The sequence below is a fragment of the Pseudomonas sp. GW823-FHT06E10 genome (genome assembly GCF_058794995.1).
On the sequence record NZ_JBXAHJ010000001.1, the window covers coordinates 626,483 to 644,097 of the forward strand.

Sequence of the window (17,615 nt, forward strand, 5' to 3'; positions counted from 1 at the left end):
GTTTCGGTAAAAAAACCTCATGCCGATTCGGCATAGGGTAGGCGTTTACGGCATTAGACGGCGCTTCCTTGCATCGGAATAGTTGCGCCTTTTTTCGCCTGCCAGAGAGCCGTAAACACGCGCTCCGGGGCACCTTATACGGGGGGCAGATGCACTGGACTTTTTCGCCACAAGCGTTCCAGTTCGCGCATCTCCCTGAGTCAAACAACAAGTAAGGGTAAAGATATGAAGAAGGCAAAGCTTAGCCTCGCCTGGCAGATCCTCATCGGTCTGGTATTGGGGATTGCAATCGGTGCGCTGCTCAACCATTTCAGTGCCGAAAAAGCCTGGTGGATCAGCAACGTCCTGCAACCGGCAGGCGATATCTTTATCCGTCTGATCAAGATGATCGTGATCCCGATCGTCATTTCCTCTTTGATCGTCGGCATTGCCGGCGTCGGTGACGCCAAGAAGCTGGGGCGCATCGGCTTCAAGACCATCATCTACTTCGAAATCGTCACCACCATCGCCATCGTGGTCGGTCTGCTGCTGGCCAACCTGTTCCATCCGGGTGCCGGCATCGACATGAGCACCCTGGGCACTGTGGACATTTCCAAGTACCAGGCCACAGCGGCCGAGGTTCAGCATGAACATGCGTTCATCGAAACCATCCTCAACCTGATCCCGTCGAACATCTTCGCGGCCATGGTTCGCGGCGAAATGCTGCCGATCATCTTCTTCTCTGTATTGTTCGGTCTCGGTTTGTCGAGCCTGCAGGCGGACCTGCGCGAGCCGCTGGTGAAGATGTTCCAGGGCGTATCGGAAAGCATGTTCAAGGTCACTCACATGATCATGAACTACGCTCCGATCGGCGTGTTCGCACTGATCGCGGTGACCGTTGCCAACTTCGGCTTCGCGTCGCTGATACCGCTGGCCAAACTGGTGATCCTGGTTTACGTCGCCATCGCCTTCTTCGCTTTCGTGATCCTGGGCCTGATCGCTCGCCTGTTCGGCTTCTCGGTGATCAAGCTGATGCGCATCTTCAAGGATGAGCTGGTACTGGCCTACTCCACCGCGAGCTCCGAAACCGTGCTGCCGCGCGTGATCGAGAAGATGGAAGCCTACGGCGCGCCGAAAGCCATTTGCAGTTTTGTGGTGCCGACCGGTTACTCGTTCAACCTCGACGGTTCGACCCTGTACCAAAGCATCGCGGCGATCTTCATTGCCCAGCTGTATGGCATCGACCTGTCGATCAGCCAGCAACTGCTGCTGGTACTGACGTTGATGGTCACCTCCAAAGGCATCGCCGGCGTACCGGGTGTGTCCTTCGTGGTACTGCTGGCCACCCTGGGCAGCGTCGGTATTCCTCTGGAAGGCCTGGCGTTCATCGCTGGTGTCGACCGCGTCATGGACATGGCTCGTACCGCACTGAACGTGATCGGTAACGCCCTGGCCGTTCTGGTTATCGCTCGTTGGGAAGGCATGTACGACGACGCCAAGGGCCAGCGCTACTGGAACTCCCTGCCGCACTGGCGCAGCAAGGAAAAACTGCCGGCGGGTGAAACCTCCAGCAATTGATGCAAAACCTGTGGGAGCGAGCTTGCTCGCGATGGTGGCAGGAGCACCGGGCTTATCCAGAATGCCCGCATCATCATTGACGTCCATCGCGAGCAAGCTCGCTCCTACAACAAACCCCGGAGAAATCCGGGGTTTGTCGTTTCTGGCTACCCCGCTATCATTCGCGGATCTTTTGGGGGGATTTGACTGATGCTCAATGGCCTGTGGCTTGGCTTCTTCATCGTGGCAGCTGTATCGGCGCTGGTCCAGTGGCTGATCGGTGGCAACGCCGGGATATTCGCGGCGATGGTGGAAAGCATTTTTGCCATGGCCAAGCTGTCGGTCGAAGTCATGGTGCTGCTGTTCGGCACCCTGACCCTCTGGCTGGGTTTTCTGCGCATTGCCGAGAAAGCCGGGATCGTCGAATGGCTGGCAAGGGCCCTGGGGCCACTGTTTTTGCGCCTGATGCCTGAAGTCCCGCCGGGTCATCCAGCCATCGGCCTGATCACCCTTAACTTCGCGGCCAACGGCCTGGGCCTGGACAACGCCGCCACACCGATCGGCCTCAAGGCCATGAAGGCACTGCAGGAACTCAACCCCAGCGCTACCGTCGCCAGCAATGCACAGATCCTGTTCCTGGTGCTCAACGCCTCCTCGCTGACCCTGCTGCCGGTGACCATCTTCATGTATCGCGCCCAGCAAGGTGCGCCGGACCCGACGCTGGTGTTCCTGCCGATCCTGCTGGCGACCAGTTGCTCGACCATTGTCGGCTTCCTGTCGGTGGCGTTCATGCAGCGCCTGCGCGTCTGGGACCCCGTGGTGCTGGCCTACCTGATCCCCGGCGCCCTCGCCCTCGGTGGCTTCATGGCGTTGCTGGCGACCCTTTCGGCGACCGCTTTGGCCGGCCTGTCATCGATCCTCGGCAACCTGACGCTGTTTGGCCTGATCATGCTGTTTTTAGTGATCGGCGCGCTGCGCCAAGTGAAGGTCTACGAGGCCTTCGTTGAAGGTGCCAAAGAGGGTTTCGATGTCGCCAAGAACTTGCTGCCCTACCTGGTGGCGATGCTCTGCGCGGTGGGTGTCCTGCGGGCATCCGGGGCACTGGACTTCGGTCTGGACGGGATCCGTCATCTGGTGGAATGGGCCGGTTGGGACACGCGTTTCGTCGATGCGCTGCCGACGGCGATGGTCAAACCCTTCTCGGGAAGCGCCGCCCGGGCGATGCTGATTGAAACCATGAAGACCTCGGGCGTGGACAGCTTCCCGGCGCTGGTGGCAGCAACAATCCAGGGCAGTACCGAAACGACGTTCTATGTGCTGGCGGTGTACTTCGGTGCCGTGGGCATCCAGCGCGCACGCCATGCGGTTGGCTGCGCATTGCTGGCGGAGCTTGCCGGGGTGCTGGGGGCTATCGGGGTTTGCTACTGGTTCTTTGGTTGATCGGCCCCGCCAGCCAACACTTTAAGCGCGGCCTTGCGCTCGCCCGTCGGCAAGGCGCCGAGCTTTTCCACGGCGGTGTAAAATTTGAGCCAGTCGCCACCCTCCTGATGGAACAGCGCGGCAAAAGCCGGCACCCATTGGTCGTACAAACCAAACGGCAATAACCGGGCGTTGTTCATGGGGGCATGGATCCACGCGTCGTAGCGTTTGTCTGCGGCCCACTGACTGTCACGCAATTGCCGGTATTCGCTGCGCAAGCGTTCGAACTCGGCCGCCTTGCGCTGGCGCATTTGTTCGGTTGGCAACGGCAAGGTGTAGAGCTTTTCCAGTCGGGTGCGGGTCTTGAGTACCAACTCAGTGAACTGGTCGCGCTGACGTGCCTGCGCATTGTTATCCGGTGGCATGTGGCGGTAGGCGCGCCATTGGCGAGTACCTTCCTGCTCGACGAAGGTGGCGAAGGATTCGTTGAACTCCGTGTCGTCCTTCACATAGAAACGTTGATGGGCCAGTTCGTGAAAGATCAGCGTGGCCAGTCGCTCATCCCCCCAGCCCATCATCGAACTGATGATCGGGTCGTTGAACCAGCCAAGTGTCGAATAGGCCTCGACGCCGCCAATCGACACGTCCATGCCTTGCAAACGTTGCAAAGCCGCTGCGCCGCGGGCTGCGCTCTGGCTGTAGTAACCGCGATAAGCCACACAACCGGCGATGGGGAAGCAGTGGTTTACGGGCTTGAGGGAAAATTCCGGTGTGGCGAAGACATTCCAGACGACGAAGGGACGCCCAATGTCCGCGTACAGGCGGTAGCTCTGGTTATCCGGCAGGTGCAATTGCTGGCTGGCGAAGGTTCGGGCCTTTTGCGATTGCTCCAGGTGTGTGCGCAGTTTTTGATCGCGCGCCGGGTCGGCAATCACGCTGGAAACAGGCTCCCTCGCCCGCAGCAACTGCAGTTGGCCGCTGGCCAGTTGGCTGTAATAGCTGGTGCTGGTGCAGCCGTTGAGCAACAAAAACAGCAGGCTCTGAAACAAAACGCGAAAAACGCGATCAAGTAACCCAAGGCTAGGAAGCGGCCTGATCACAATAATTCTTCCTTGGAGAGTCTTTCCACAAGACTATCCCGCCAGACTGGAGCTCCGCTATGCGCATGTTGATACTGTCAGGAGGCCTGCTGATGCTGGCCGGCTGTGCTGGTTTCGGAATACCCCGCCATGATCCTGCGCAAGCCTGGATCGACCTTGATTCGAAGCAGGAAGATACGGCGCTGCAGGCGCTGGAGGTCGATGACAAAATCACTGACGATAAACGCTATTTCCAGGTTCATCCCGGTAGCCATGAGTTGACGGTCCGCTACCAATTCGCAGTCCAGCCCACCAATATCGGCCCGGACGCCGAGCCGTTGTGGCGCGATTGTCAGTTGAGCGTGAAATTCAGCGACTTCAACGCGGGTGAGCGTTATCAACTACAGGCGGGGAACATCGGTTTTCGGCCTTGGGCGAAACTCTACGATCAACAGCGCAAAGTGATTGGCCAAGGCACACCGGCAGGCTGTCAACACACCTGATCGGCGTTATGCTGGATGCATATCCCTTGGAACATCCATCATGCGCAGGTTGATGCTGTTACTCGCCGTCGGTGTTGTCGCGGGCTGCCAAAGCCCGATGCCGACACCCAATCCACAGATGGCCTGGGTCGAATTCTCGACGCCCTTCCCTAACGACAAGTTGTTGATGGCCGAACGACTGGATAAACAACGCCTGCGCGACGGGCGTTTTTTCGAGGTCACGCCGGGAAGCCATGAACTGATCGTGCGTTTCGACTTTGAAGTACCCGGTGGCGGATTGGGGATGATGGGAGGCCCCTCGGAACGGCTGTGCTACCTGACCATCAATTACGATCATTTCGAAGCCGGTCAGCGTTATGTGCTCGAAGGCCGCTCCATCGCCTTTACCCCCGGTGCCCGGCTGTACAATGCCAAGCGCGAAATCGTTGCTGAAGACCGGGAATCCTACTGCCTGATGTGAGCGGTCAGCGGTCGTTTTTCTGGTAGATGATTTTCTTGGTGCCGTTTTCGCACGAACCCACAACCATGTTCTGGTCATGGACCTCGTCGTTGGTGACGATTTCAAGCGTGTAGGAAGATACGCCGCTGGCTTGGATCTTGGCTTCGATCTCGGCCTTGAGCTCTTCGCAGGGTTTCGGTGCCGCCAAGGCCGAAGTGGCCAGTGCGCAACAGATAACCGCCAAGGCAAAACGTTTCATGGTTGAAGCTCCTTTGAGGCAGCACGCACAATCGTGGTTTTCGCTGCTGTCATTTATTCGACCACAGTTTTAGCGGGCGAGTCTGTCGCGACGCAAAAAAGATCGCAGCCTTGAGCACCTTTTGCCAAATGATCCCGGCAGGTTGCGCAAGGCTGCGATCTTTTCGTTTCAATTAAAATCTAGCCGACCAATGTTGCCTCCAGGCTGATCTTCGCATTCAGCACTTTGGATACCGGGCAGCCCTCTTTGGCCTTGTTGCTGAGTTCTTCGAACTGCGCCTGCGTCGCCCCGGGGATTTTCGCTTTCAGAATCAATTTCACTGCGGTGATCGCAAAACCGCCGTCCACTTGATCCAGAGTGACTTCTGCCTGGGTGTCGATGCTATCGGCCTTCAGGCCGGCATCACCGAGAATCATGGAAAACGCCATGGAGAAACAGCCGGCGTGGGCCGCGCCGATCAACTCTTCCGGGTTGGTGCCCCGGCCGCCCTCGAAGCGCGCCTTGAAGCCATAGGGAGCTTCCCGGAGCACGCCGGTTTCTGTGGAAATCGAGCCGATGCCGGTTTTCAGATCACCTTCCCAATGGGCCGATGCTTTCTTAACGATAGCCATGCCTGTCTCCTCAAGATTGGCGCGAAACGTCGCGCCTTCGTGGTTTTCACTTGCCAGGGTTGTGAGGATCGACAGTGGCGCAAAGTTCATCTCGCCCGATCAGTCTGCTTTTTTCGCGGGATTTTTTACCGGGCTATTGAAACTCGGGTATATGCCCACATTGCATGAATACGCTTTTGGATTCGGCAGGTTTGCGTTCGCAAGAACAAACCTGCGCCCTCAATTGGAGAAGCAGGTTTATGAAACGACTGTCCGATATCAAGTTCTCGACCCTCGATCTGGTGCCCGTTCGCGAGAACGGCAGCGCGGCCCAATCGCTGCGCAACTCGCTGGACCTGGCGCAGCATGTCGAGAAGTTCGGTTACAACCGCTTCTGGGTGGCTGAGCACCACAACATGGATGGCATCGCCAGTTCCGCGACTTCGGTGCTACTTGGGTACCTGGCCGGTGGCACGTCGACCATTCGAGTCGGTTCGGGCGGGGTAATGTTGCCCAACCACGCACCGTTGGTGATCGCCGAACAGTTCGGCACTCTGGAAAGCCTTTATCCGGGCCGGATCGATCTGGGCCTGGGGCGTGCCCCCGGTTCCGACCAGATGACCGCACGTGCGCTGCGCCGCGAACGCTCCGGCAGCGCCGACGATTTCCCGGAAGACGTGGCGGAACTGGTGCGCTACCTTGGGCCACGTACCCCGGACCAACGCATCATCGCCATGCCGGGGACCGGGACCAATGTGCCGGTCTGGTTGTTGGGATCGAGCCTGTTCAGTGCGCAACTGGCCGGTGAGCGCGGTTTGCCCTACGCCTTCGCATCGCATTTCGCACCGCGCTACATGCATGAAGCGATTCGGGTCTACCGCAATCACTTCAAGCCGTCAGCCGTTTTGGACAAGCCCTACGTGATGCTCGGCGTGCCATTGGTGGCAGCCGATACCGACGAGCAGGCCGATTTCCTGGCGACCTCGGTGTTTCAGCGGATTCTCGCCCTGATGCGTGGCCAAAGCCTGGTACAGCGTCCGCCAGTGAAGACCATGGACGGCCTGTGGCTGCCCCATGAGAGAGATGCCGTGCACGACTTCCTTGGCCTGGCGATGATCGGCAGCCCGCAGAAAATCCGCGCCAAACTCGAGGTCCTGATCGAACAGACCCAGGCTGACGAGCTGATTTTCACCTGTGACCTGTACGAACATGCCGATCGCGTGCATTCCTACGAACTGCTGGCGCAGGTCATGCGGGGTTGATGCTCAAACGGCAGGCGTAAAAAAGCCGACACCGTGGTGTCGGCTTTTTTTCAGGCGGAATTCTGCCTACTTTTTATAGACGATCACTTTGGCACCCGCTTCGCATTTGCCAACAACTTTCCCGCCGGCAGCGGCACCTTTGTCGACAATCTCCAGCGAGTAACCGGAAACGCCCTTGGCATCAAGTTTCGCTGCGATTTCGGCTTTCAGCTCTTCGCATGGCTTGCCGCCCGCCAACGCGCTCCCCGCAAGGCTCAACAAACCTACTGCCAACATAAACTTCTTCATCGGTTGCATTCCCTGGTCGGATCATAGGGGGTAACCAGCCGTCAGCCGGACGCACTCATGTAGTGCTTTGCCATTCCCTATGGCATTCGACCGGCGTGCAAGTTCAGAAGACTAGCCCAAAGTCAGCTGCTGGCAATCCGGAACCCGACTTTCAAGGTCACTTGAAAGTGCGCAGCCTTGCCGTCCCTTATGTGCCCACGGGTCTCGGTCACTTCAAACCATTCCATGTACTTGATGCTTTTGCTGGCTTCGGCCAGCGCGTTGTTGATCGCATCTTCGATACTGCTGGTGGACGAGCCGATCAGCTCGATTTTCTTGTAGGTGTGATGGTCAGACATGGCGTTCTCCTCGGCGTGTGAATTACAGACTAGCAGTGATTTTTCCTATTTCTTCTGTTGGTCGTTCTGAGGGTGAAGTTCAGATTTTCTGCACTTTCTCGAACCCATGAAGTCCCAACCAACACACGCCACTCATCACCAATGCAGGAGAGCCACCATGGCCAACACCTCGTTACGCAAAGCCTCATTGCAAAGCATGGAAGCCGAGATCGAGAGTCTGCTCAAGTCTTTGGAAAGCCTGAAAGACGACGCCTCGGACGAGTCGCGTAAAACCCTCAAGACCCTGAAAAGCAACGCCGAGAATGCCTTGAAGCACTCGCGCCATTTGCTTGGCGATGCCTATGAAGAGGTCAAGGTCAAAACCCGTGAAACCGGGATTGCCACCCGGGACTACGCCCAGGAACATCCTTGGACAACAGCTGGTGTCGCCGTGGGTGCATTAGGCTTGCTGGCCGCTTATCTGTTGTGCAAGCGTGATTAATCCGCGCGACGCAGCTCGTTCTTGAGCCACTGCGCCAGTTGCCGGGCGCGTCCGTCCGCGGCGCGCTTGGGTAGCCACAACGCCAGTTGCGCCGGGGTTTCACTGAAGCCCCAAGGCGCAACCAGGCGGCCGGCCTTCAAGTCCTCCGTCACCAAGGGTTCGGGGGCAATCGCCACGCCCAGACCTGCGACGGCGGCTTCCAGCAAGTAATACAAATGTTCAAATCCCTGACCGTACTTCAGCGCCCTGGCGTCGAGCCCGCGTGGTTGCGCCCAGTTCGGCCAGGCTTGCGGGCGTGAGGTGGTGTGCAGCAAGGGTTCGTTCAGCAGTGCAGTTTCAGGCGCCTGCTTGAGCCGTTCATAGCCGGCGAACCGCGGGCTCATGACCGGGCCGATACGTTCGCTGGCCAGCTCAAAAACCTGCATGTCCGCCGGCCAGGGTGGCTCGGCAAATACGAGCAAGGCATCCAGCCCCGGTTTTCGCGGATCCAGATCGCCTTCTCCGGCCGACAGGTGCAAGCGCAAGTCCGGCAGGTCGGCATTGAGTCTCCCCAGTCTTGGAATAAACCAGCGCGCCAGCAGACTTCCAGAGCAACCGAGCACGAATGGCGCATCGGCGGAGCTTTGTGTGAGTTCGGCGCAAACGCTGCGCAGGCGCTCGAAGGCTTCGCTGCTGGCGTCACGCAGGCGCAACCCGGCATCTGTGAGTTTCAAGCCGCGACCGTCCTTGATGAACAGGCTTACGCCGAGGTGTTCTTCAAGTAACTTGAGTTGCCGACTGACTGCGCCGTGGGTGACGTGCAGCTGTTCGGCCGCCTGACTGACGCTGTTCAAGCGGGCGGTGGCTTCGAAGGCGCGAAGCGCGTTCAGCGGAGGAAGGTCATGGCTCATTTGATCTGTGAGTTTTCCTGACGGGTTGTGGCGATCTTATCGGTTTTCAGGCCGAGGCGTCAGGGGTAGAGTGAAGCCCACTATCTCTTTATGCATCACTTCATGCATTCAACTGGAGCGCCCCATGACCCAGACTAATCTGCGCAACGGCCCTGATGCCAACGGCCTGTTTGGCGCGTTCGGCGGCCGCTACGTTGCCGAAACCCTGATGCCGTTGATCCTCGACCTGGCCCGCGAATATGAGTTGGCCAAGGAAGATCCTGCATTCAAGGAAGAACTGGCCTACTTCCAGCGCGACTACGTCGGACGTCCAAGCCCGCTGTACTTCGCCGAGCGTCTGACCGAGTTCTGCGGCGGCGCGAAGATCTACCTCAAGCGTGAAGAGCTGAACCACACCGGCGCGCACAAGATCAACAACTGCATCGGCCAGATCCTGCTGGCGCGGCGCATGGGCAAGAAGCGCATCATCGCCGAGACCGGCGCCGGCATGCACGGTGTGGCCACGGCCACTGTTGCTGCACGTTTCGGTCTGGATTGCGTGATCTACATGGGCACCACTGACATCGAGCGTCAGCAGGCCAACGTGTTCCGCATGAAGCTGCTGGGTGCCGAAGTGATCCCGGTGGTAGCCGGTACCGGCACGCTGAAAGACGCGATGAACGAAGCCCTGCGTGACTGGGTGACCAACGTCGACAGCACCTTCTACCTGATCGGTACCGTGGCTGGTCCGCACCCTTACCCGGCGATGGTTCGCGATTTCCAGGCCGTAATCGGCAAGGAGACCCGCGAGCAGCTGCAAGCCCAGGAAGGTCGCCTGCCGGACAGCCTGGTGGCGTGCATCGGCGGTGGTTCCAACGCCATGGGGCTGTTCCACCCGTTCCTCGACGACAAGAGTGTCGAGATCATCGGCGTTGAAGCCGCCGGCTACGGCATCGAGACCGGCAAGCATGCGGCCAGCCTCAATGGCGGCGTTCCAGGCGTCCTGCACGGCAATCGTACGTTCCTTCTGCAGGACGACGATGGCCAGATCATCGATGCCCACTCGATCTCCGCCGGCCTGGACTACCCGGGCATCGGCCCGGAACACGCCTGGTTGCATGACATCGGCCGCGTTCAGTACACCTCGGTGACCGACGACGAAGCCCTCGCTGCGTTCCACCAGTGCTGCCGCCTGGAAGGGATCATCCCTGCCCTGGAAAGCGCCCATGCCCTGGCTGAAGTATTCAAGCGCGCCCCGACCTTGCCAAAGGATCACCTGATGGTGGTCAACCTGTCCGGCCGTGGCGACAAAGACATGCAGACCGTGATGCACCACATGGAACAATCAAAGCAGGAGAAACACTGATGAGCCGCCTGCAAACGCGTTTTGCCGAACTCAAGGAACAAAACCGTGCCGCCCTGGTGACCTTCGTGACCGCCGGCGACCCGGGCTATGACACGTCCCTGGCTATCCTCAAGGGCTTGCCGGCGGCTGGCGCCGATGTGATCGAGCTGGGCATGCCCTTCACCGATCCGATGGCTGACGGCCCGGCAATCCAGCTCGCCAACATCCGTGCGTTGGGTGCCAAGCAGAATCTCGCGAAAACCCTGCAAATGGTTCGCGAGTTCCGCCAGGACAACAACGAAACACCGCTGGTGCTGATGGGGTACTTCAACCCGATCCACATGTACGGCGTACCGCGCTTCATCGCCGAAGCCAAGGAAGCCGGCGTTGACGGCCTGATCGTGGTCGACCTGCCGCCAGAGCATAACGGCGAACTGTGCGACCCGGCGCAGGCCGCGGGCCTGGACTTCATTCGCCTGACCACGCCAACCACCGACGATGTGCGCCTGCCGACCGTTCTCAATGGCAGCTCCGGCTTCGTCTACTACGTCTCGGTGGCCGGTGTGACCGGCGCCGGTGCCGCCACGCTGGAGCATGTCGAGGAAGCGGTCGCCCGTCTGCGTCGCCATACCGACCTGCCTATCAGCATCGGTTTCGGTATCCGGACTCCGGAACAGGCGGCGTCCATCGCGCGTCTGGCCGACGGTGTTGTGGTGGGCTCGGCTTTGATTGATCACATCGCCAATGCCACCTCCTCGGAACAAGCCGTGGATGGTGTGCTGAGCTTGTGCTCAGCGTTGGCCGAAGGCGTGCGCAAAGCTCGCGTCAGCTGAAGGTAAAGTTCCTGATACAGAGGAATTAGTGCCGCGCGGCACAGGCTGAACAGCAAAAAGGGCTTCAGGACTGAGTTCTGAAGCCCTTTTTGCTATGTGTGGTTAAACGCTGTAATTCTTGTGGGAGCGAGCTCGTTCCCACAGGTTGCGGTATCAAGGCAACTCTATCCCGCCTGATGCCTTGTGCAGTTTGCGCAGGTGTTCACCAATCTGCTTCACGTTGGCCTCGTTGGCGGCCATTTCGGCGGCGCGGCCCGGTTCAAGCAATGCCCTCACTTCCTTGTCCAGATCCCCGGACAGCGCCAGGAGCTGCTTCTGGCGATGGCTGCTTTCCGATTCCAGATGCTCCCACTCGCTCGGTTGCGGCAGGCCATAACCCTTGGTGCCCAGCAGTTCTGCCGGTCGGCTGAGGAAACCACTGTTGGCCAGAATGTCCTTGAGCGTCTCGTTGGCCTTGTCCATGCCGCCATTCTTTAGTTCTCGGGCGCCAAGATAGCGCTGCTTCACTTCATCCTGGGCCAGCAGCAACTGCTGACGGAAGCTGGCTTGTTCCAATAGCAACAACGCCGCGCTGGTGCGCAAATCGGCCTGCTCGAACCATTGCCGACGCTCTGCCGCTTTCAATTCGAGCCAGTCTTCGACGGTTTCCTGTTTGATCGGCAAGTGCTTTTTCAGGATCTCGAACATCGCCTGATAACGCTCGCGGAAGGAGTCGAAACGATAACCCAGGCGCAAGGCTTCTCGTGGGTCGTCCAGCACACTGGCGTCCGCCAGTCCGCGGCCCTTCAGCACTTCGAGCAAACCGTTGGGCATGATGTTGTCGAGTCCCACCAATTGCGGGTTATTGGTGCCGCCACGCAGTAACTTCAGCTCTTCCACCGCGCAGTTGTTCGACAGGAAGAAGTAGTTGCCGTCGTAGCTCCAGTGCATCTCGGCGGCACGTCCGACCACGTCTTCAATCTCTCTGCGCGACAGGTTCAGGGGCACGGAGGCCAGGCTGCGCAGTTCGGTCTTGGTGTATTCGTCGATGACCTGGGATAGCGGCAGGATAAACAGTCGCGACGGGTATTTACCGACCAGGCCATCCCAGCTCGACAGCTGCACGTCGCCGACGAAGGCGCGGTAAGACAGCACCAGATGCTGGTCCAGATCCAATCGGCAATCCGGTCCGCGTGGTCGGCCTGGCGCGCAGATCACCAGGCGCAACATGCTGTGACCCCAGCGGCTGAACAGGTTCTGGTTGGCCTCGGCCAGCAGATAGTCAACGGCATAGACTCGCTCCGGATCGACCTGGCCCAAAGGTGTCTTGGCGAAGTCGCTGCCGGCATTGAGGAACGCGAAGGTCTTGCTACAGGTGTCTTTGGCGGCAGGCGCCCAGCCGAAATGCTCCTGGTAGTAGCGATACAGCGAGGGACGGCGGCAGGCGTAGCTCGGGTCGAGGAGGAAATACTCCATGTTGACCGCGACGAACTCCTTTGGACTGCTGGTCTCGTAGATGTCCGGGCTGCGGGCAATCTGGCGATTGTGCTGTTCGCGTTCACCGCGACGGCCTACGTATTGCTGCCAGCCGGCGAGGTCGAGCAGACGCGGATCGTCACTGAGGGTAAAACGCCGATCGGACTGGCCCCGGCATTGGTCGGGAATGCCAACCAGCCCTGAGCTGTTGTTGCGCTGGGTGCAGCGCTGAATCAGCTTGCGTTCGGCATCCGGCCACAGGCGCGAGCGATCGTAGATGTGAGTCAGCTCGTGCACCACCGTGGCCAGCATTTCCCGGCGCACGGTGCCATGGGGGCGATGGGTTTTCTTGGTCGCGGCGCTGCCATCGGTGAGGCTGGCCAGCAGGTTGCGGTTCAGATCGAGTTCGGACACCAGTGACGCCTGACCGTAGGCGTTGCCCGGCATGTCATCCGTCCAGTCGACGTCGATGCGTCGATCGAGTTGCTCGATAAAGCGTGGCGGCAGTGCCTGCATGGCTTCATCGAGCAGCGCCTGGCTGGCTTGCTGTTGCGCGGGAGTCAGACCTTCGGTCTTGAGCTGTAATTGAAGGCCAGCGTGGGCCGTGTTGCCGAGCAGCAACATGGCCCCGGCCAGCAGCCAGGCACCTTGACGCTTCACAGTGCGAGGATGGCTTCGGCGAGATCCTGGTCACTGGCGTCACGAGCTTCCGGCACACGGGTACGCAGTAAATCGAAGGCGGATTCCAGGTGAGCGCCACGAATGTCGCCATTGCTGGCAACGAAACTGGCGGCATCGTCCTGGGCTTCGCGCACGATTTTCGAATCGCGAATGGACGTGGTGGTGTCGGAGGTGAAATCGAGGGTGCGCTGGGTAGCACGGATCAGAATATTACTGGTGGCAACCAGAGTATGTGCCTGGGCCACATCGGCCAACAGCAGCAGACCTAAGGTGGCAGCAATCAGCGGGTTACGCATGGAATGACTCCAGAAAAAACAGGGATAACTATTGGACGAGAATTGCTTGTGCCAGTTCAAGGTCGTTGGCACGAAGTTTTGCCTGGGTTCGACGCAGATACCGCAAGGCCGACTCCAGTCGTGCGCCTCTCAGTTGGCCGTCACTGGCAATGAATGCCGCGGCGTCATCATGGGCAGCGAGCAGCAGTTTATGGTCGAAGGGGGCGGAGGTCACCAAACTTGTGGCGTAACCGCTGGCGACGATGCCTTGGGTGGACAGGTTGAAGGCGTCATAAGCGTGGGCCGATCCGCAGTAACCAAGGGTAAGAAAGGCTGGGGCGATCAAGAAACTTGAAGGAAAACGCATGAGACTCGACAGTTGAAAGTGAGTCCCAAGGCTAGCGCAAGGCCCGTTCTAGAGCCAGCGCCGAAACATTGGGGCACGTCGGGCGTGCCCCATGTCTTGTGCAGTCGTTTAGATCGTCAGGATCGCCTGCGCCAGTTGTGCGTCGGTTGCGTTCAGCTGTGGCGCCTGGCGGTGAATGTGGTCGATGGCGCTTTCCAGTTTCACTCCGCGAATGGAACCTTCGCTGGCGACGAAACTGGCGGCGTCATCACGGGCCGCGAGGACGATTTTGTCATCCTTGAAGGACGACGATATGACGTCGGAGGTCGCATCGGATGTGGCTTTGAGCGCGTTAACTACAGCGTCGGTGGTCACGATGAAGCTGGTTGCGCTGGCATTGGCTGCCACGGCAAACAGGGCTGCAGCGCTGAGCAGGCGGAGACGGGACATGGGTAACTCCTTTGGGTAAACCAGTTGAAAAATGGCGCAGTGTCTGCAAAGTCAGACGCCAGGCGCTTGGCGCTCGCCACGTTCTGACTTGATATTAGGCCTGAGTGTGTCAGTTCGAACAGCCCGTCATGCAAACAGGCAGTCAGCGCCAGAACGGTTTATCCAGTTCATTGATGCGCTCAGCGTCGCTGATGCCAAGATCCGATAGCTGACGATCATCGAGTTGAGCCAGTAAACGTCGTGTTCTCGCCCTTTCCAGGCTAGCGAAGAATCCTGTCAGCAGATCTCTGACCCTGTGCAGGCAAGGTCTTGATCGAAATGATGGGGTCGAAACATCCTGTAAAGAACTCATGGCGCGTTCCCTGTCCTGATAAGTGGAGGGCTCCATGCTGACACCGGTCGAATCTCCGTTGCAGACACACTGCGACGATATTGTACTCATCCAGTTTGTGGTTTTTGCAAACTGTACTGGTGTTCAGGGTTCCCTACTGTAAAAGCGGATTTGACAGGCCAAAACGACAAAACCCGTCGTGGCTTCCCACGACGGGTTTTGTTTTTTCAATTCGGGTTGCTGGCGGTGGACCTTCAGGTCAGAGCCAGCGACGCTAACTTAGCGCCAGAACGGCTTGCTCAGCTCTTCGTAGCGTTGTGCTTCGCTAATCCCGGCGTCAGCCAGCAGGCGCGAATCCAGACGAGCCAGTTGATGGCGGCTGGTGATGCGGCGCTGCCACAGCATCAAGTTGGCGATAACGCGCAGAGGCAGGGAAGCCTGGGTTTTTGCAGCGGTGTCTTCGAAGAACAGTTCGGAACTGAGTGTACGTTCCATGGTTTTCATCCTTCCGCTTATGGCGGGATTAGGTAGTGGCTTAACTGGTGCCCATGATCCTCTCGTTTGCCTAGTCTCTGTAGATACAGTTCATCTGTATTGTGCGAGCTCAGTTAACTGTTTATAGGGGGTGTACTGGTCGAATTTGAGGCAACTGTACCTATCTGCACTGTTAAGGTGCAAAATTGCTGTTTTGACTCGATGAAGTAGGAATTTCCCCTAGGAAATTACCGGTACAGTAGTACAGTTTTTTTCAGAGTGTGAAGTAGCAAGAGCAAGCTGACGAAACTGTGTTTGCGCCAGCTGCTATCTGTACCAATTACTTCTTCAGCATTTGCCCGGTTTCTTCCAGGTTGATGTGCCAGCTCAGGGCATCACGCAGGATGTGCGGGGTGTGCCCGCCGATGCCGCACGCGGTGGTGAAGTAATCATTTAGCGCCTGGCGGTAATCCGGGTGCACGCACTTGTCGATGATGACCCGGGCACGCTCCCGGGGTGCCAGGCCGCGCAAGTCTGCCAGGCCCACTTCGGTCACGAGGATGTCGACGTCATGTTCGGTGTGGTCAACATGGCTGACCATCGGCACCACGCTGGAAATCGCACCGCCTTTGGCGATCGACTTGGTCACGAACACGGACAGGTGCGCGTTGCGCGCGAAGTCGCCCGAGCCGCCGATGCCGTTCATCATCCGCGTGCCGCAGACGTGAGTGGAGTTGACGTTGCCATAGATGTCGAACTCCAGTGCCGTGTTGATGCCGATGATGCCAAGGCGACGCACGACTTCAGGGTGGTTGGAGATCTCCTGCGGACGCAGAACCAGTTTGTCCTTGTAGCGCTCCAGATTGCCGAACACGTCGGCATTGCGCCGGCTCGACAGGGTGATCGAACTGCCCGAGGCAAAACTCAGCTTGCCCGCGTCGATCAGGTCGAAGGTCGAGTCCTGCAGCACCTCGGAATACATTGTCAGGTCTTCGAACGGCGAGTCGATCAGGCCACACATCACCGAGTTGGCGATGGTGCCGATACCGGCTTGTAGCGGGCCGAGCTTGTTGGTCATGCGCCCTGCTGCCACTTCCTGTTTGAAGAAGTCGATCAGGTGGTCGGCAATGGCTTGGGTCTCGACGTCCGGCGCCAGCACAGTGGAGGGCGAGTCAGCCTGGTTGGTGACCACGATGGCGACGATTTTTTCCGGTGGAATCGGGATGGCGGTGCTGCCAATGCGATCGTCGACCTTGACCAGCGGAATCGGTGTACGGGTCGGGCGGTAGGTCGGAATGTAGATGTCGTGCAGACCTTCGAGATTCGGGTTGTGCGCCATGTTGATTTCGACGATCACGTGCTTGGCGAAAATCGCGAAGCTGGCCGAGTTGCCGACCGAGGTGGTTGGCACGATATGCCCTTGCTCGGTGATCGCCACGGCTTCAATCACGGCAATGTCCGGCAGCTTCAATTGCTGGTTGCGCAATTGCTCCACGGTTTCCGACAAGTGCTGGTCGATGAACATGACTTCGCCGGCATTGATCGCCTTGCGCAGAGTGCTGTCGACCTGAAACGGCATGCGCCGCGACAGCACGCCAGCTTCGGTCAACTGCTTGTCGAGGTCGTTGCCCAGGCTTGCGCCGGTCATCAGGCTGATCTTGAGCGGCGTGACCTTGGCACGCTCGGCCAGCGCCTGGGGGACGGCCTTGGCTTCGCCTGCGCGAGTAAAGCCACTCATGCCGACGGTCATGCCGTCCTCAATCAGAGCGGCAGCGTCGGCAGCGCTCATCACTTTGTCCAACAACGAAGGCAGGCGAATACGGTCACGGTACATGGATTGTTATCTCGGGTAACAGGTAGCAGGACGTGCAGTCTAGTGAATTGCGCCGGCTTCTGTCCCGCTACCAAGGTCGCAATCGAGGCGTCTATTCCGGGCCTTTCAAGCAAAACACCGTTACCGGATCGGTAACAAAAGGATAGTTTGTCCGACGATTTGCGCAAACAAAAACGCCCCGACGAGTCGGGGCGTTCCGTGTGCCGCAGAGGGTTACTCGACGGCTTTAACCATGTCTTCGATGACCTTTTTAGCGTCGCCGAACACCATCATGGTCTTGTCCAGGTAGAACAGTTCGTTGTCCAGGCCGGCGTAGCCGCTGGCCATCGAGCGCTTGTTGACGATGATGGTCTTGGCCTTGAACGCTTCGAGGATCGGCATACCGGCAATCGGCGATTTCGGATCGTTCTTCGCGGCCGGGTTGACCACGTCGTTGGCGCCCAGCACCAGCACCACGTCGGCCTGGCCGAACTCGGAGTTGATGTCGTCCATCTCGAACACCTGGTCGTAAGGCACTTCGGCCTCGGC

22 protein-coding genes are annotated in these 17,615 nt (G+C 58.8%); 8 read left to right on the plus strand and 14 right to left on the minus strand.

What is annotated here, in order from left to right:
* The first annotated feature begins 225 nt into the window (after positions 1–225).
* Positions 226–1,557 (plus strand): glutamate/aspartate:proton symporter GltP, encoded by a 1,332-nt coding sequence (gene gltP / locus AC1Q6Y_RS02910; protein WP_057712586.1) that lies wholly within the window; start codon positions 226–228, stop codon positions 1,555–1,557.
* Between the two features lie 189 nt (positions 1,558–1,746).
* The gene (locus AC1Q6Y_RS02915; RefSeq protein ID WP_492624011.1) at positions 1,747–2,976 is read left to right on the plus strand and encodes a nucleoside recognition domain-containing protein; all 1,230 of its coding nucleotides are present in this window, start codon (positions 1,747–1,749) and stop codon (positions 2,974–2,976) included.
* On the opposite strand, the gene AC1Q6Y_RS02920 is transcribed toward AC1Q6Y_RS02915, so the two are convergent.
* A complete protein-coding gene (locus AC1Q6Y_RS02920; RefSeq protein ID WP_492624012.1) occupies positions 2,958–4,055 on the minus strand; it encodes an aminopeptidase in 1,098 nt (365 codons plus the stop codon). The two genes, AC1Q6Y_RS02915 and AC1Q6Y_RS02920, sit on opposite strands and share 19 nt — an antisense overlap.
* A gap of 59 nt (positions 4,056–4,114) precedes the next feature.
* Here AC1Q6Y_RS02920 and AC1Q6Y_RS02925 point away from each other — a divergent pair, with 59 nt between their 5' ends.
* Together AC1Q6Y_RS02925 and AC1Q6Y_RS02930 are read left to right on the plus strand one after the other, a co-directional pair.
* Positions 4,115–4,537, plus strand: coding sequence for a PA0061/PA0062 family lipoprotein (locus AC1Q6Y_RS02925; protein WP_090452343.1), 423 nt, complete (start codon positions 4,115–4,117; stop codon positions 4,535–4,537).
* Positions 4,538–4,577: 40 nt separating this feature from the next.
* Positions 4,578–4,997 (plus strand): PA0061/PA0062 family lipoprotein, encoded by a 420-nt coding sequence (locus AC1Q6Y_RS02930; RefSeq protein WP_057712582.1) that lies wholly within the window; start codon positions 4,578–4,580, stop codon positions 4,995–4,997.
* Between the two features lie 4 nt (positions 4,998–5,001).
* Here the strand turns inward: AC1Q6Y_RS02930 and AC1Q6Y_RS02935 are convergent, their stop codons facing one another.
* Both AC1Q6Y_RS02935 and AC1Q6Y_RS02940 read right to left on the minus strand, forming a co-directional pair.
* A complete protein-coding gene (locus AC1Q6Y_RS02935) occupies positions 5,002–5,235 on the minus strand; it encodes a DUF1161 domain-containing protein (protein WP_057712581.1) in 234 nt (77 codons plus the stop codon).
* A gap of 179 nt (positions 5,236–5,414) precedes the next feature.
* Positions 5,415–5,846 carry an OsmC family protein gene (locus tag AC1Q6Y_RS02940; RefSeq protein WP_090452349.1) on the minus strand — a complete coding sequence of 144 codons (432 nt, stop codon included), beginning with the start codon at positions 5,844–5,846 and terminating at the stop codon, positions 5,415–5,417.
* A gap of 239 nt (positions 5,847–6,085) precedes the next feature.
* Here AC1Q6Y_RS02940 and AC1Q6Y_RS02945 point away from each other — a divergent pair, with 239 nt between their 5' ends.
* Positions 6,086–7,087: an LLM class flavin-dependent oxidoreductase gene (locus AC1Q6Y_RS02945; protein WP_154909707.1), complete on the plus strand. Its 1,002-nt coding sequence runs from the start codon at positions 6,086–6,088 to the stop codon at positions 7,085–7,087.
* Between the two features lie 66 nt (positions 7,088–7,153).
* Here the strand turns inward: AC1Q6Y_RS02945 and AC1Q6Y_RS02950 are convergent, their stop codons facing one another.
* The gene (locus tag AC1Q6Y_RS02950; protein WP_008045869.1) at positions 7,154–7,375 is read right to left on the minus strand and encodes a DUF1161 domain-containing protein; all 222 of its coding nucleotides are present in this window, start codon (positions 7,373–7,375) and stop codon (positions 7,154–7,156) included.
* A 122-nt stretch (positions 7,376–7,497) separates the two neighbouring features.
* The gene (locus tag AC1Q6Y_RS02955) at positions 7,498–7,713 is read right to left on the minus strand and encodes a dodecin (RefSeq protein ID WP_057712579.1); all 216 of its coding nucleotides are present in this window, start codon (positions 7,711–7,713) and stop codon (positions 7,498–7,500) included.
* A 157-nt stretch (positions 7,714–7,870) separates the two neighbouring features.
* Here AC1Q6Y_RS02955 and AC1Q6Y_RS02960 point away from each other — a divergent pair, with 157 nt between their 5' ends.
* A complete protein-coding gene (locus AC1Q6Y_RS02960) occupies positions 7,871–8,194 on the plus strand; it encodes an ElaB/YgaM/YqjD family protein (protein WP_057712578.1) in 324 nt (107 codons plus the stop codon).
* Here AC1Q6Y_RS02960 and AC1Q6Y_RS02965 read toward each other — a convergent pair.
* On the minus strand, positions 8,191–9,084 hold the full coding sequence (locus AC1Q6Y_RS02965) for a LysR family transcriptional regulator (protein WP_492624013.1): 894 nt from the start codon (positions 9,082–9,084) through the stop codon (positions 8,191–8,193). The genes AC1Q6Y_RS02960 and AC1Q6Y_RS02965 overlap by 4 nt on opposite strands.
* A 124-nt stretch (positions 9,085–9,208) precedes the next feature.
* Between AC1Q6Y_RS02965 and trpB the strand changes: the two genes are divergently transcribed.
* Together trpB and trpA are read left to right on the plus strand one after the other, a co-directional pair.
* Positions 9,209–10,429 (plus strand): tryptophan synthase subunit beta, encoded by a 1,221-nt coding sequence (gene trpB, locus AC1Q6Y_RS02970; RefSeq protein ID WP_008002146.1) that lies wholly within the window; start codon positions 9,209–9,211, stop codon positions 10,427–10,429.
* Positions 10,429–11,241: a tryptophan synthase subunit alpha gene (trpA, locus tag AC1Q6Y_RS02975; RefSeq protein WP_057712576.1), complete on the plus strand. Its 813-nt coding sequence runs from the start codon at positions 10,429–10,431 to the stop codon at positions 11,239–11,241. The genes trpB and trpA overlap by 1 nt, the downstream gene beginning before the upstream one ends.
* A 153-nt stretch (positions 11,242–11,394) precedes the next feature.
* Here the strand turns inward: trpA and AC1Q6Y_RS02980 are convergent, their stop codons facing one another.
* The 8 genes from AC1Q6Y_RS02980 to AC1Q6Y_RS03015 all read right to left on the minus strand — a co-directional run.
* On the minus strand, positions 11,395–13,356 hold the full coding sequence (locus AC1Q6Y_RS02980; RefSeq protein WP_492624014.1) for a DUF7844 domain-containing protein: 1,962 nt from the start codon (positions 13,354–13,356) through the stop codon (positions 11,395–11,397).
* A complete protein-coding gene (locus tag AC1Q6Y_RS02985) occupies positions 13,353–13,673 on the minus strand; it encodes a DUF2388 domain-containing protein (protein ID WP_057712574.1) in 321 nt (106 codons plus the stop codon). Before AC1Q6Y_RS02985 ends, AC1Q6Y_RS02980 begins: the two co-directional genes overlap by 4 nt.
* A 28-nt stretch (positions 13,674–13,701) precedes the next feature.
* Complete coding sequence (locus AC1Q6Y_RS02990) at positions 13,702–14,019, minus strand: DUF2388 domain-containing protein (protein ID WP_057712573.1); 318 nt, start codon at positions 14,017–14,019, stop codon at positions 13,702–13,704.
* Positions 14,020–14,127: 108 nt separating this feature from the next.
* Positions 14,128–14,448 carry a DUF2388 domain-containing protein gene (locus AC1Q6Y_RS02995; RefSeq protein WP_057712572.1) on the minus strand — a complete coding sequence of 107 codons (321 nt, stop codon included), beginning with the start codon at positions 14,446–14,448 and terminating at the stop codon, positions 14,128–14,130.
* Between the two features lie 142 nt (positions 14,449–14,590).
* Positions 14,591–14,800 (minus strand): DUF1127 domain-containing protein, encoded by a 210-nt coding sequence (locus AC1Q6Y_RS03000; protein WP_492624015.1) that lies wholly within the window; start codon positions 14,798–14,800, stop codon positions 14,591–14,593.
* Positions 14,801–15,058: 258 nt separating this feature from the next.
* Positions 15,059–15,274 carry a DUF1127 domain-containing protein gene (locus AC1Q6Y_RS03005; RefSeq protein WP_008018491.1) on the minus strand — a complete coding sequence of 72 codons (216 nt, stop codon included), beginning with the start codon at positions 15,272–15,274 and terminating at the stop codon, positions 15,059–15,061.
* A 319-nt stretch (positions 15,275–15,593) separates the two neighbouring features.
* Complete coding sequence (gene scpC, locus AC1Q6Y_RS03010) at positions 15,594–17,087, minus strand: succinyl-CoA:acetate CoA-transferase ScpC (protein ID WP_090452357.1); 1,494 nt, start codon at positions 17,085–17,087, stop codon at positions 15,594–15,596.
* Positions 17,088–17,300: 213 nt separating this feature from the next.
* Positions 17,301–17,615 (minus strand): NAD(P)(+) transhydrogenase (Re/Si-specific) subunit beta (locus tag AC1Q6Y_RS03015; protein WP_492624016.1); only part of this gene is annotated, 315 nt, incomplete at its 5' end.